The organism is Streptomyces sp. KM273126 (assembly GCF_004337435.2).
GTDB lineage: Bacteria > Actinomycetota > Actinomycetes > Streptomycetales > Streptomycetaceae > Streptomyces > Streptomyces acidicola.
On the sequence record NZ_SJXB02000001.1, the window covers coordinates 3,058,117 to 3,071,338 of the forward strand.

11 protein-coding genes and 1 pseudogene are annotated in these 13,222 nt (G+C 69.8%); 10 read left to right on the forward strand and 2 right to left on the reverse strand.

The annotated features are described in order from the left end of the window. Positions 1-18 precede the first annotated feature (18 nt). Positions 19-879, forward strand: a complete 861-nt coding sequence (gene truA, locus E0500_RS13250; protein ID WP_131564552.1) for a tRNA pseudouridine(38-40) synthase TruA — start codon at positions 19-21, stop codon at positions 877-879. Positions 880-946: 67 nt separating this feature from the next. Here the strand turns inward: truA and E0500_RS13255 are convergent, their stop codons facing one another. Further along, positions 947-1,759: a hypothetical protein gene (locus tag E0500_RS13255; protein WP_131564601.1), complete on the reverse strand. Its 813-nt coding sequence runs from the start codon at positions 1,757-1,759 to the stop codon at positions 947-949. A 227-nt stretch (positions 1,760-1,986) separates the two neighbouring features. On the opposite strand from E0500_RS13255, the gene E0500_RS13260 reads away from it, so the two are divergent. The 6 genes and pseudogenes from E0500_RS13260 to E0500_RS45395 all read left to right on the forward strand — a co-directional run. Beyond that, on the forward strand, positions 1,987-3,129 hold the full coding sequence (locus E0500_RS13260) for a CapA family protein (protein WP_309505043.1): 1,143 nt from the start codon (positions 1,987-1,989) through the stop codon (positions 3,127-3,129). A gap of 234 nt (positions 3,130-3,363) precedes the next feature. Beyond that, the gene (locus E0500_RS13265) at positions 3,364-5,610 is read left to right on the forward strand and encodes a HAMP domain-containing protein (protein WP_131564549.1); all 2,247 of its coding nucleotides are present in this window, start codon (positions 3,364-3,366) and stop codon (positions 5,608-5,610) included. A gap of 7 nt (positions 5,611-5,617) precedes the next feature. Beyond that, entirely contained in the window at positions 5,618-7,159 is a 1,542-nt protein-coding gene (gene pgsB / locus E0500_RS13270; protein WP_309505044.1) for a poly-gamma-glutamate synthase PgsB, read from the forward strand. Between the two features lie 84 nt (positions 7,160-7,243). Then, entirely contained in the window at positions 7,244-7,726 is a 483-nt protein-coding gene (locus tag E0500_RS13275; protein WP_131564547.1) for a poly-gamma-glutamate biosynthesis protein PgsC/CapC, read from the forward strand. Between the two features lie 19 nt (positions 7,727-7,745). Continuing rightward, positions 7,746-8,822 carry a C40 family peptidase gene (locus E0500_RS13280; RefSeq protein WP_181586981.1) on the forward strand — a complete coding sequence of 359 codons (1,077 nt, stop codon included), beginning with the start codon at positions 7,746-7,748 and terminating at the stop codon, positions 8,820-8,822. Continuing rightward, positions 8,794-8,975 (forward strand): annotated as a pseudogene (locus tag E0500_RS45395) (hypothetical protein); the annotation flags it as partial. The gene E0500_RS13280 and the pseudogene E0500_RS45395, both read left to right, overlap by 29 nt. Positions 8,976-9,337: 362 nt before the next feature. On the opposite strand, the gene E0500_RS13285 reads toward E0500_RS45395, so the two are convergent. Beyond that, positions 9,338-10,216, reverse strand: a complete 879-nt coding sequence (locus E0500_RS13285; RefSeq protein WP_131572299.1) for a hypothetical protein — start codon at positions 10,214-10,216, stop codon at positions 9,338-9,340. 161 nt (positions 10,217-10,377) lie between these two features. Here E0500_RS13285 and E0500_RS13290 point away from each other — a divergent pair, with 161 nt between their 5' ends. The 3 genes from E0500_RS13290 to rpsI all read left to right on the forward strand — a co-directional run bounded on the left by E0500_RS13290 (position 10,378) and on the right by rpsI (position 12,984). Next, positions 10,378-11,625: a glycosyltransferase 87 family protein gene (locus E0500_RS13290; protein WP_258573283.1), complete on the forward strand. Its 1,248-nt coding sequence runs from the start codon at positions 10,378-10,380 to the stop codon at positions 11,623-11,625. A gap of 351 nt (positions 11,626-11,976) precedes the next feature. Next, positions 11,977-12,420 (forward strand): 50S ribosomal protein L13, encoded by a 444-nt coding sequence (gene rplM / locus E0500_RS13295; protein WP_131562760.1) that lies wholly within the window; start codon positions 11,977-11,979, stop codon positions 12,418-12,420. A gap of 42 nt (positions 12,421-12,462) precedes the next feature. Then, complete coding sequence (rpsI, locus tag E0500_RS13300; protein ID WP_131562758.1) at positions 12,463-12,984, forward strand: 30S ribosomal protein S9; 522 nt, start codon at positions 12,463-12,465, stop codon at positions 12,982-12,984. Positions 12,985-13,222 lie beyond the last annotated feature (238 nt).

The following is a 13,222-nucleotide window of genomic DNA, read 5'->3' on the forward strand; positions in this document are numbered from 1 at the left end:
TCCTGAGAGGATCTACCTGTGAGTGACGAAGTACAGCCCGGACACGTGCGCGTACGGCTTGATCTCTCCTACGACGGCACCGAGTTCTCCGGCTGGGCCAAGCAGGCCGGAGGGCGGCGGACCGTGCAGGCGGAGATCGAGGACGCCCTGCGGACGGTGACGCGTTCGAAGGGGGCCCCGTACGAGCTGACCGTAGCCGGGCGGACCGATGCCGGGGTGCATGCGCGGGGGCAGGTCGCGCATGTGGATCTGCCCAGGGACGTGTGGGGCGAGCACCACGGGAAGCTGCTCAAGCGGCTGGCCGGGAGGCTGCCCAAGGATGTGCGGGTGTGGGCGCTCAGGGAGGCGCCCGCGGGGTTCAACGCGCGGTTCTCGGCCGTCTGGCGGCGGTACGCGTACCGGGTCACCGACAATCCCGGCGGTGTCGACCCGCTGCTGCGCAGCCATGTGCTGTGGCACGACTGGCCCCTCGACGTCGACGCCATGAACGAAGCCGCCGAGCGGCTTCTCGGCGAGCACGACTTCGCCGCCTACTGCAAGAAGCGTGAGGGCGCCACGACCATTCGTACGCTGCGGGAGCTGAGCCTTGTGCGGGGGGAGGACGGCATCGTCACCGCCACCGTGCGTGCCGACGCCTTCTGTCACAACATGGTGCGGTCGCTCATCGGTGCCCTGTTGTTCGTGGGGGACGGACATCGGGCACCGGACTGGCCGGGCAAGGTGCTGGCCGCCGGAGTGCGGGACTCCGCCGTGCATGTCGTACGGCCGCACGGGCTGACCCTGGAGGAAGTCGGGTACCCCGCCGACGAGTTGCTGGCCGCGCGCAACAAGGAGGCGCGGAACAGGAGGACGCTGCCCGGGGCGGCCGGTTGCTGCTGAAGGCTCGATGAGCTCCGGTGCGTTGAGTGGTCCGTTGTGCCGGGTGCGCCCGCCTCAGTCGTGCGCCTCAGTCGTGCGCCCAGGACGTGACCAGGCCGGACAGTGCCTTCTCGGCCTCGTCGGCGTCCGGGCCGTCACCCCGGGCGTCGGGGGCGAGTTCCACGTGGACGAACTTCGCGTGCTGCCGTTGCGCGGCCTTGCCCTGGACGTTCGTGACGCCTTCGAGGGGGCACCGGTCCTGCCAGCCGCGGCACACGCGCAGCCCGTCGGCCTCCATGGAGTCGGCCATGGCGGAGGTCTCGGTGTGCGCGCTCTGGGCGGCGCCGGTGGAGACGACGGCCTCGTAGGGGCGGTCCGGGCCGTCGGTGAAGCCGTGCAGCTGGACGCCGGGTACGTCGCGCTTCTGGAGCTCCACGACGATGGTGTGGAAGGCGCTGTCCTCGCTGTGGGCGACATCGGCGGCGTCGCCTCGGCCGGCGCGGCGGTGGGCGCCGGCCAGGACGAGTGAGCCGCCGGGGTTGTCCTCCAGCAGCCGTACTCCGAGGAGTTCGGTGTCCCGGTCGCTCATCGGGTGGGGGATCTGGGCGTTCCAGTGGAGGCCGGCGTCGGCGTTCAGGTACAGGCGTCCCCAGTGCTGGGCCTCGCCCGGCCTGCGGGCCGCGATCTCGTCGTAGCGGCGTCCGGACTCGGTGTCGGTGAGGCGGGTGACCTTGAGGCCGATGGGGGAGAGCAGCTGTTCGGCCCGCGCGGCGTTCCCGTCCAGGAGATTCCCCACGCCCTCGGACAGTTTCTCGCGCTGGGTGTCGCTCGGCGGGGTGTAGTCGCCGTCCGGCTCGAACTCCGCCGTGTAGGCGAGGATCCGGCTGCGGAGGTCCGCCAATTCCCTCAAACGTGGAGCGGATTCTTCCGCTCCCTGCCCTGTTGGTGACTGGCAGCCGAACAATGCGAGAACGAGTCCGACTTGTACCAGTATGCGGACGAAATGTGATTGTCTTGTGACAGCAACAGGACTGACGCTTGTGAGGCCCGTGTGAATATGGCGCGGTGACACTTCGTAATCCTCTCCGGATCGGTCGTTCTGTTGCCGCCCTGGCGACGGTCGTCGCCGTGACCACCGCGTGCAGTTCTGGTACCCCGGCGGCGAAGGTGAAGCCGGACGGGCGCTCGTTCACCGTCGCTGCCGCCGGTGACGTGCTCATCCACCCCGAGCTGGTCGAGCAGGCCGCCAAGGATGCCAAGAAGACCGGCAAGGGGGAGGCCGGGCTGGACTTCGGCCCGATGCTCGCCGGTGTGAAACCGATCATCAGCAAGGCCGACCTGGCCATCTGCCATATGGAGACGCCGGTCGGAAAGCCCAAGGGGCCCTTCGAGGGCTACCCGGAATTCCTTGTTCCGCCGCAGATCCTGACGGCCCTCAAGGGTGTGGGTTACGACACCTGCTCGACGGCCTCCAATCACACCTACGACCACGGCCTGAAGGCCGTGCGGCGCACGCTGAACGCCATGGACAAGGTGGGCCTCGGACACACCGGCTCGTCGCGCACGCCCGACGAAGCAGAACAGATCAACATACGTGACGTCAACGGCGTGAAGGTCGCCCACCTCGCGTTTTCCTGGGAGTCGTTCCTCAACCCGACGCCCGAGAAGGAGAAGTGGGCGTTCAACCGGATCGGCTTCGACGCGATCAAGAACGCCGAGTCGCGGGCCCGGAAGAAGGGCGCCGAGGTGGTGATCCTCTCGCTCCACTGGGGGCTGGAGCACTACAACGAACCGAGCATCCCGCAGCTCCGGCTCGTGGAACGGATCACCGAGGACACGGGGATCGACCTCGTGATCGGGCACCACTCCCACGTGGTGCAGCCGATCCAGAAGGTGAACGGCACCTGGGTCGCCTACAGTCTCGGCAACCAGGTCGCCCGCCACTCCTCGCCCACCGGGCTCACCGAGGAGGGCGCGATCGGCTGGTTCGAGTTCCGCGAGACGACCGACGGGAAGTGGGACGTCTCGGCCCGCTACGCCACGACGCTGGTGGACATCCCGCCGGAGCTGGAGGCCGGTGAGAAGGCACCCGCCGGCGCGGTCGAGGACCACCGGGTGGTGGACGTGCGCCAGGCCCTGAAGGACTCGGACGTCTCCGAGGAGCGGCTCGCCCGCTACCGGCTGGCGGAGGACCGTACCCGGGGCTTTCTGTACAACCGCGGGGCCCCCGGCGGGGACGGTCTGAAGGAGCTCACGTTGGAGCGTGACTAGCGCCATGGCGTGACCAGTGCCACAGCGCGTTCCGGGGCGTGAGACACAACCTCGGCGCTCCTTAACAGTCTTTTAAGTGACGGATTTAGTGACGGATGTGTCATGCCCCGCGTTTCGGCGGTGTTTCCGGCAGGCGCCGTCATCCGTAGAGGTCGGAGGAGACCACCGGTGACATCCACTCGTGCCGCGGGCCCTGTGAAGGGCGGGCGGCGACGAAGCCGAAGACGAGCGGACATGCCGCTTCTGGGCGGTATCCGTCCGCCCATCGCGCTGCTCTGCGTGCTGGTGCTCGCCCTCGCCGGACTCACCGCCAAGGTGCTCGGCCCCGCCGGCGAGAAGGTCGTTCCGGAGGCCGTGCTGTCCGCGCAGCAGCACTTCGCGGAGGACGGCGCCATCGCCCTTCGGGCCTCGATCGACGAGCGGGTCGCCGACCTGAACCGCACCGCGGCCGCGCTGAACGAGGGCTCACCGGTGGAGCCGGAGCGCGTCCTGTCCGACCTCGGCAAGACGTACCAGAAGTGGACCGGCACCACGGTCCTGGACCTGGAGACCGGCAAGGTCCTGGCAGCCAGAGGAGAAACGATCCCTCTCGGCTGGCTGGACAGGGACGTCCTCACCGGTGGCAAGGCGCTCAAGCCCCGTATGGTGCGGCTGGAGACCGGTGACGTACGGCTGATGACCATGGCCGTCCTCGGCTTCAAGGACCGGCCGCAGCAGCAGCTGCTGATCGCCTCCAACAGCCTGTCCGTGCCCGCCATCAACCTGGGGCAGTTCCGCTCCATGGCGGTCGTCGCCACCGGCGGTGAGGTCCTCGCCACGGCCGGCTTCGAGCAGTCCGAGGCGCTCAACTCGGACCAGGAGCGCAAGGAACTGTCCTTCCTCCAGAAGCAGATGAGCAAGCTCTCCGGCCGGGCCGCCGACGAGACCGAGCAGAATCCCGTCAGTGCCAGGGAACCCGGTTCCCGCGGCTACCCCGGCGTCAGCGGAAGCCTCGTCGGCGAGTCCTACAACGGCCGTATCGCCACCGCCGGGTACGCCTCCCTCGCCTCCTCCGATCCCGAGGAGAAGCAGAGCGTGGGCGCGGGGCTCGGGCTCACCGTGGTGGCCATGCTCCCCGTGGTCCAGCAGCAGACCGCCGCCCCGGGCCGGGAGCTGTACGGGCTGCTGGCGGCCGGCGCGCTGGTGGTGCTCGGTCTGTTCGCGGCGACCGTGCTCCTGGTGACCGTGCAGCGTCCGCTGCTGCGACTGTTCCTGGAATCGCGCCGACTCGCCCGCGGTGACCTGACCCGGCCGGTGGCCGTGCCCCGCTGGGGTGAGGCCGCGCGCATCGGCCGCGCCCTGGAGCACCTGCGCGTACAGCTCGGCGGCGCGGCCGACGCGTCCGAGCGCCGGCCGGTGAAGACACGGCTCGGGGTCCGTGGCCCGCTCGCGCTGACGGCCGTCGTGCTGCTGCTGTGGTGCGTGCCGGTCGGTCTCCTGCTGAACCGCACGGACGACTCGGTCAGCGTCCCGGCCTCCATGGTCAGCGACCAGCGCGACCGCACCGACCTGGTCGCCGACCGCGTGCGCCGGGCGCTCAACGAGGCCCAGGCGGACATGGTCTCCACCTCCCGGCTGATCAGCGGGGACGACAGCGGCGCCACCACCAAGGTGCTGGAGGCCGGCCTGCGCGAGCACACCCGCTACCAGTCGCTGTACCTGCTCTCCGCGGACGGCGACGTCCTGGCCCGCGCGGGGGAGGAGCCGAGCGCCCAGTGGAGCGGCGAGGCGGACCTTCCGCCGGTCCGGGTCGCGGGCAAGGGCGGGAAGAAGCCGGTCATCCAGGTCGGGGCCCCCGTTCCGGACCGTAAGGGGGAGACCGTCGTCGGCGAGGTCAGGGTCGAGTTCCTCAACTCGCTGCTCAAGCGGCCCGGCCTCGGCGAGGTCCGCGTGGTGGACTCCAAGGCGCAGACCATCGCCGCCAGCGACGGCTTCCTGGCCTTCGAGAAACTGCCGCGCGACGCGCTCGCCGACGTCGTCCGGGCCGGCAGCGTCCCGGTCGGCGCCGGTCCCGTGGAGAACGGCCTGCTGTTCCGTGAGGGGAGTGGGGTCACCGTCGCCGCGGCGGCCCCCTTCTCCGGCGGCGGCGTGGCGGCGGACCTCGGCTGGACCGCGGTCAGCTGGCAAAACGCCAAGGACTTCCAGATCGCCGCCTACCAGCTGGAGGACCGCAGCGTGCTCGCCGGGCTGCTCGGTCTGGCCCTGATCGTCGTCTGCCTGGGCTGGGTGTTCCTGGTCGTGGCCCGGCCACTGCGGGCCCTCGCCACCGGCGCCGAGAAACTGGCGGACGGCGACCTCAAGACCGTGCAGTACCCCCGCTACCAGGACGAGGTCGGTGCCGTCGTGCGCAGCCTCGAACTGATCCGTCAGCAACTGCAGGTCCGTAAGCAGAACCAGGCGCGCCGGCTCGCGGAGCCACAGCCCGTCGTCCGGGGAAGGTGACCCAGCTGTGCTCTATCTCTACTTCGTGCTGCTCATAGGCGGTGTCGCGCTGTTCGTGGCGGGCGTCGTGGAGCAGCGCCGGCACTACGCCAGCCTGCACAGCATCCCCTCGCGGGTGCTCGTCAACGGCATCCGCGGCAAGTCCTCCATCACCCGGCTGTGCGCCGGCGCCCTGCGGGGCGGGGACCTGGTGACCGTGGCCAAGACGACGGGCACGGCCGCGCGGTTCATCCACCCCGACGCCACCGAGGAGCCGGTCTACCGGAAGTTCGGGATCGCCAACGTGGTGGAGCAGATCGGCATCGTCCGCCGGGCCGCCACGTACCGTCCCGACGCCCTCGTCATCGAGTGCATGGCCGTCATGCCGGCGCTGCAGGAGGTCAACCAGAGCAAGCTGATCCGCTCCACGATCGGCGTGCTGTGCAACGTCCGCGAGGACCACCTCGCCGAGATGGGGCCCACCCTGGACGACGTGGCCCGTTCGCTGTGCCGCTCGATGCCCGAGGACGGCATCTGCGTCACCGCGGAGAAGGAGCGCTTCCACATCCTCCAGGAGGAGGCCGACGCCCGTAACTGCGAGCTCATCTACGCAGACCCGGAGACGGTCACCGACGAGGAGCTGCGGGGCTTCAGCTGGTTCACCTTCAAGGAGAACGTCGCGATCGCGCTGGTCGTCGCCGAACTGCTCGGCGTGGAACGGCAGGTCGCCCTCCAGGGCATGTACGACGCTCCGCCGGACCCCGGTGTCCTCTCCGTGGAGCGCTACCGCACGCCCGAGGGCAAGCGGCTCGCCTTCGCCAACGTCTTCGCGGCCAACGACCCCGAGTCGACGCTGATGAACATCAACCAGCTGCTCGACCTCGGCGCCATCCACCGGCCGCTGAACGTCGTGATCAACTGCCGCCCCGACCGCGTCGAGCGCAACGGCCAGATGGGCGAGATCATCCCCGACCTCCAGCCGGACAACGTGTTCGTCATCGGCCACCCCGCCAAGAGCGCCATCGACGCCATCCCGGCCGAGTGGCGCGACCGCGCGATCGACCTCGGCGGTGAGCGGCGCTCGGCCGAGGAGTTCATGCCCACCCTGCTGGGGCGCATGGCCGCCGACGCGTCCTACTCGTCCCTTGTCGCCATCGGCAACATCCACGGCCAGGGCGAGGAACTCCTCGAATACCTGGCCGAACTCCCGGCGGACGACTCCGCCCCCGAGGACGCGGACCTGCCCGCGGACCCCGTGCTGCCGCCCCCGCCGGCCCGCCTGGACCCGTACGCCTCGTACCCCATGGCCTACGAGGAGCGCTACCAGGCCTCGCAGACCCAGGAGATCCCGGTGATCCGCATCCCGGCCCAGCAGCAGGGATACCAGCAGGGCCACCAGCAGGGGCAGTACGCCCACTCCGGTCACCCCGGGGGGCCGTACGCCCAGGAGCAGGGACAGTACGCCGCACCCGCCCGGGAGACCTGGGGTTACGGCGACGACTCCCACGGCAGCCACCCGTATCCGACGGCCGACGGCAGTGGGACCGGTGGGCAGTATCCGCACTCCTGACCTCCGCGGACGGGGACGACACCCCGCACCCGCACGCCGCCGACCACCCCGCACCACGACCCGCACCCGTGCCCGGAGACCCCGTTGACCACCGCCGCCCTGACCCCCGAGATGGCCGCCCTGGGCATCGCCATCGGCCTGTTCTTCTCGCTGCTGTGCTACCTGACCACCAACCTGTCCCCCGGCGGAATGATCACGCCCGGCTGGATCGCCCTCACTCTCATCGAGGACCTCCAGCGGGCGGCCATGGTGGTCGGCGTCACCGCCCTCACCTACGGGGGCACCAAGGTCATGCAGCGACTGGTGATCCTCTACGGCAAGCGGCTCTTCGCCGCGGTGGTCCTGCTGGGCGTGCTGCTCCAGGCCACGGTGATGATCCTGCTCTCGATCGAGTTCCCGCTGCTGTACGGCAACCAGACCCTCGGCTTCATCGTCCCCGGTCTGATCGCCTACCAGATGGTGCGCCAGCCCAAGGGGGCCACGCTGCTGGCCACCGGCACCGTCTCGCTCATGGCCTACATCGTCGTCGCCGCCGGGCTGCTGCTCGGCATCATGCCCACCGTCTGAAGGTACGGGGAGAGAACGCATGGCAGGGAAGAAGAAATCGCGTCCGGTCCTTTCCGGTCTGGTGGTGCTGGCCCTCGTGGGGACGTCCGGCTACCTCACCGTGGAGCTCCGCAAGCAGGACGAGCAGGGCGTCACGGAGATCACCAACGTCGGCGTGCTGGACGGCTCCGGCGGCGGGTCGAAGAGCGCGGACAAGGGCGAGGAAACCTGGTCCCGGCTGGAGAACCCGGCCCGCTCCGTGCTGCGCGGGGGCGACGGCCAGGTCAAGGCGGTGCTCACCGACGGGGCGCGTACCGCGACGCTGACCGGGCCGTCCCGTACCTTCGCGGAACCCTCCTCCACCAGCTCCAAGGTCTCGACGACGGACTGGGTGCGGCTGATGCCCGAGCCGTGGAAGAAGGGCGCGGAGAAGGAGAAGTGGTTCAAGGACTGGTACACCGAGAACGAGGGCAGCAAGAAGGACGACATCTTCGCCATCGCGTTCCAGTACGTGGCGGGCGCCAAGGACAAGAAGGACGCGCAGGGCGTCGTCTACGCCGGTGACGCCAGCTTCGGGCCTCTGAACCCCAACGGATCCGAGGGCAACGACCTGCGCCTGGAGCAGTCCGACTTCTACGACTACCTCGGTGTGCCGTACCCCTTCCGGGACGGTGTGACCGGGCAGCCGGAGTCGATGCGAGCCAGGTCCCTCGACTGCTCGGGGTTCATGCGCATGGTGCTGGGCTACCGGACCCGCTACCCGTTGATGTCCTCGGACAAGTCGGGAGACGGGCTGCCGCGCACCGCCAACGGCATGGCCCGCTCGAAGGAGGGCGTCGACGTGCTGCCGCTGGCCGGTATCACGCCGAAGGACCGGCCGACCGGGATCGACCAGCTTCAGCCCGGGGACCTCGTCTTCTTCAAGCTCGACGCGCGGACCGGGGAGCGGTTGGACCACGTCGGGATGGTTCTCGGCTATGACACCGAGGGGCACCTGATCTTCGTGTCCAGCCGTGAGGAGGTCAACGGGCCGACGATCGGTGACGTGGGGGGCGTGTCGCGGCTGGACGGCAACGGGTACTACGCGAAGACGTTGCGGAGCGCCAAGCGGTTGTGAGGGGTGGGGGTGTGGGGGTGGGTGCCGCGGGGGTTCCCGGAGGGTTTTCTCGCCCCCGCCGCCCCTACCCGTCCCATCCCTTCCCTGGGGGCTGCCGCCCCCAGACCCCCGCATCGGCCTGAACGGCCTCGTCCTCAAACGCCGGACGGGCTGGGGGTGGGTGGCTGGGGTGGGTGGGTTTGTGCGGGTGGGTGGGGTGTGTCGGCCTGTACGGCCTTGTCCTCAGGCGCCGGACGGGCTGGGGGCGGTGGCCGGTGTGGGCGCGGGCGCGTCTGCCTGTACGGCCGTGTCCTCAAGCTCCGGATGGGCTGGGGGCGGTGGCTGGGGTGGGCCGGTTTGTGTGGGTGTGGGCGCGTGCGCCTGTACCGCCTTGTCCTCAAGCGCCGGACAGACGGGTGGCGGTGGCTGGGATGGGCGGGATTTTGCGGGTGGGCGCGGGGTGTGTTGGCCTGAACCGCCTTGTCCTCAAGCGCCGGGCGGGCCTGGTGTGCCTTGACTTGCCCTCATGCGTTCGGTTACTCGTTCGCGGCGGCTGAGGCCTGGGCCTCGCCGCGGCGGCGGATCTGGCGGAAGGTGAACTCGGCCAGGTCGTCGCCCGTGGAGAAGACCGCGGAGTCCTTCTCCGTGACGTCCTTGCCGTTGGTGAAGCCGGCGAGGGTGAAGTACGCGTAGCGGCCGTACGAGTTGGTCGTGGAGCGGCAGATCGCCGTACGGCAGAACTCGGCCACTCCGTCGCCGGGGAGCGATTTGACGATGCTCTTCGCGTCGGCGTCCTTCTTGGCCTTGATCGCCTGGGCCTCGGTGTCGAAGAGGGCGACGCCGACCGTGACCGCGACGCCGTCCTTGGTGTAGGTGACGCGCATGACGCGGGTGCAGTCGTTGTTCGTGAGGACCTTGTCGAGGGAGCCCTGGGCCACCGAGGCGCAGTCGGCGGTGGAGGCCGTGGCGCCCTTCTTGTAGACGGACTCGCCCATCGTCAGCTGCGACCCCGGGAACAGGCTCTCCGCGCTGAGCGGGGCCGTGTCCTTCTTCGCACTGGAGATGAAGTCCTTGGGGTCGAGCGGGGGCGGGGCCGACGTCGGCTCGAAGGACGGCTCGGCCGCGTCGCTCGCGCTCGGGATGGACGCGCTGGACGGCAGGTCGTTGGCGGGGTTGTTCGAGGCCTCGGCGTCGCCGTCCGCGGAGACGACGGCCACGGCGACGGCGGCGCCGATGGCGACCGTGGCCAGGGCGCCGCCGGCTATGAACAGCACGCGGCGCCGCTTGTTACGCGTCTCGGACTGCTCCGCGAGTGCCGCCCAGTCGGGCGTCCCGCCCCCCTGGTCCGACCACTGCGGCTGCTGAGAACCCGACTTCCACGGATCCCACTGAGGCTCCCCTTGCCCAAAACTCATGGACCGCATTTTAGACGGGGGTTGGGGTGTGCTGTTCAGGGGCTTGGGGCACTTGAGCCCCTAGCGTGACCTGAATGAACGTGGACGTAGAGGACATTTCTGGTCGCTCCGGTCGGCCCCAACGGCGGCAGCGCGGGCGGTTGTGGTGGTCGGGGTGGGCGCTGGGCCGGGCGTCCTGGCAGGCGTGGGCGGCACTGGGAGCGGTGCTGTGCGCGCTGGTCGTGAGCGTGGCGCAGGTGTCCGCGGCGGGGGGCATGGACAACGCCATCGTCGTACGGGCGGCGCGAGCGTTCTGGAACGGTGGGTCGCCCTACGCCGACCAGCGTTTCTTCTACTTTCCCAGTGCCATGGTGGCGGCGGCGCCCCAGGTGCTCGTGCCGCCGGCCGTGCTGCGGGTGCTGGTGCCGGCGGTGACGACCGGGCTCCTCGTGGCGGGGTGGGCGTGCGCGCTGCGGCTGCACGGGGTGCCGTGGCGGAGCCGGTTCGCGGTGCTGGGGCTGGTCGGGCTGGCCGTGGGGTTCGCGCCGTTCGGGCATCTCGTGAGGCTGGGGAACTGGACCGCCACGGCGGCCGCCGCGCTGCCGCTGGCGCTGTTGCTGATGTCACGGGGGAGATGGGGTACGGCGGGGGCGGTGCTCGGCGCGGCCGTCGCGCTGAAGCCGCTGCTCGCGCCGATGGTGCTGCTGTTCGTGTTCGCGCGGCGGTGGCGTGGACTGGGGCTGATGGTTCTTGTGCCGGTGGTGGCCTCCGGCGGGTCGGCGCTGCTGATGCAGGACCCGGCGGAGTTCTTCACCCGGACCCTGCCGTCCCTGCTGAGCGGGCACGAGGATTTCGTACGGCTGTACGAGGCGTCGTTGGGGGCGGTGCTGCCGAGGCTCGGGGTGCCCCAGCCGGTGGCGAGTGCGGTGGCCGTGGGGGCGGCCGGGGTGGGGCTGTGGTGTGCGTACGGTCGATGGCGCCGCGGGGGCGGCGGGCCGCTGCGGCTGACGGAGACGGCGTGCCTGCTGATGCTGTCGGTGTTCCTGGTGTCACGGCCGTCGTTCGATCACTACCTGGTGGTCGTGCTTCCGCTGTTGCTCGCGAGTGCGGCGCTGCCCGGTTCGGTGGCGCGGAGTCCGTGGTTCTGGCTCGCGCTCGTTCCACAGGTGCCCGGGTTCACGTGGCCGTATCTGGAGCTGCCGACAAGGCGGGCGTTCAAGGACGCGGTGACGCTCTGTGCGTTGGCATTGACGCTGGCCTGGCATCGGCCGCCCGCGGAGGAGCTCGCCCCAGCCGCCCCTGCCCATTCCCCGCCTGAGTCCCCTCCTCGGTCCCATCCCCAGGGGCTCCGCCCCTTCGACCCTGCCCAGGGGGCTGCGCCCCCTGGACCCTCAGGTTCCGGGGCTGCGCCCCTGGACCCCAGGGTTTAGAGGTGGGGCCGGGAGGCGCCGGCCCCAGGGATCGGGCGTGGCACGCGAGCTCGGGGAAGCGGCGGAGCCCAGCGGCGGCGGTCCGGCCCCGTAGCCAGGGGAAAGGAGGCGGAGCCCAGCGGCAGTGGTCCGGGCCCCGTTTTGACCCGTCCCCGCAGGCCCGGCTATTCTGCATGTTCGTTATGTGTATTGGCTTGCTCATTCTCACGTGAGGGGCCCTTACACCGGTCCACCGGGCCGATGACCAGCGACCAGCACGCGGCTTGCGTCACCGCAGTGCGGTCATGGCTGTCGTGATCGTCTTCGGTGACCTTGTCAGGAACCTCACTGAAGAAGCGAAGGCTACGAACCGTGCGTACGTACAGCCCCAAGCCCGGCGATGTGACGCGTCAGTGGCACGTCATCGACGCCCAGGACGTCGTCCTGGGTCGTCTGGCCACCACCGCGGCCACTCTCCTGCGCGGCAAGCACAAGCCCATCTACGCGCCCCACGTCGACACTGGTGACTTCGTCATCATCATCAACGCCGACAAGGTGCACCTGTCCGGCAACAAGCGGACCCAGAAGATGGCGTACCGCCACTCCGGCTACCCGGGTGGTCTGCGCTCCGTCCGCTACGACGAGCTGCTGGCGAAGAGCCCCGAGAAGGCCGTCGAGAAGGCCGTCAAGGGCATGCTCCCGAAGAACAGCCTCGGCCGTCAGATGCTCTCCAAGCTGAAGGTCTACTCGGGCGACCAGCACCCGCACGCTGCCCAGCAGCCGGTGCCGTTCGAGATCACCCAGGTCGCGCAGTAAGTCCGGCCATCCCCTAAGCCTGAAGAGAATCTGAGGAGAATCGTGGCCGAGACCACCGCTGAGCAGCCGGTCGAAGAGACTGAGCTCGTCGACATTGACAGCTACACCACCGAGTCCGAGGTTCCGGTGGAGGGCGAGTACACCTCCGAGTCCCTCGCCTCCGCCTTCGGCGAGCCCCAGCCGGCCGCCGGCCTGGGCCGTCGCAAGAACGCCATCGCCCGTGTCCGGATCGTTCCGGGCTCCGGCAAGTGGAAGATCAACGGGCGCACCCTTGAGGACTACTTCCCCAACAAGGTGCACCAGCAGGAAGTCAACGAGCCCTTCAAGGTGCTTGAGCTCGAGGGCCGCTACGACGTCATCGCCCGCATCGCGGGTGGCGGCGTCTCCGGCCAGGCCGGTGCGCTCCGTCTCGGTGTCGCCCGCGCCCTGAACGAGGCCGACGTCGACAACAACCGCGGCGCGCTCAAGAAGGCCGGCTTCCTCCGCCGCGACGACCGCGCGGTCGAGCGCAAGAAGGCCGGTCTGAAGAAGGCCCGCAAGGCCCCGCAGTACAGCAAGCGCTAATCGTCGCTCGCTGTACCGCACGCATCGCCCCGGCGGCACGTTCTGTGCCGTCGGGGCGGTTCGTTTCCGGGGGACGATGCTTTATCGCAGGCTTATGCGCGACGCCGCACGCCGTACTCCGCACGGCTACACGGGTGGACAGGGCAGGGACTCCAGGGAAGGTGGCCGGACACAGGGCAACCGTGTAGTGCGGGCGACGGTCGATTTCACGGGAACCCGGGATGCCAAGGGAGCCAGG

Coding starts and splice junctions, on each gene's coding strand:
- E0500_RS13265 (WP_131564549.1), top strand. CDS start 3,364: ATGCCGCTTCTGGGCGGTATCCGTCCGCCCATCGCGCTGCTCTGCGTG.
- E0500_RS13280 (WP_181586981.1), top strand. CDS start 7,746: ATGGCAGGGAAGAAGAAATCGCGTCCGGTCCTTTCCGGTCTGGTGGTG.
- E0500_RS13285 (WP_131572299.1), bottom strand. CDS start 10,216: ATGAGTTTTGGGCAAGGGGAGCCTCAGTGGGATCCGTGGAAGTCGGGT.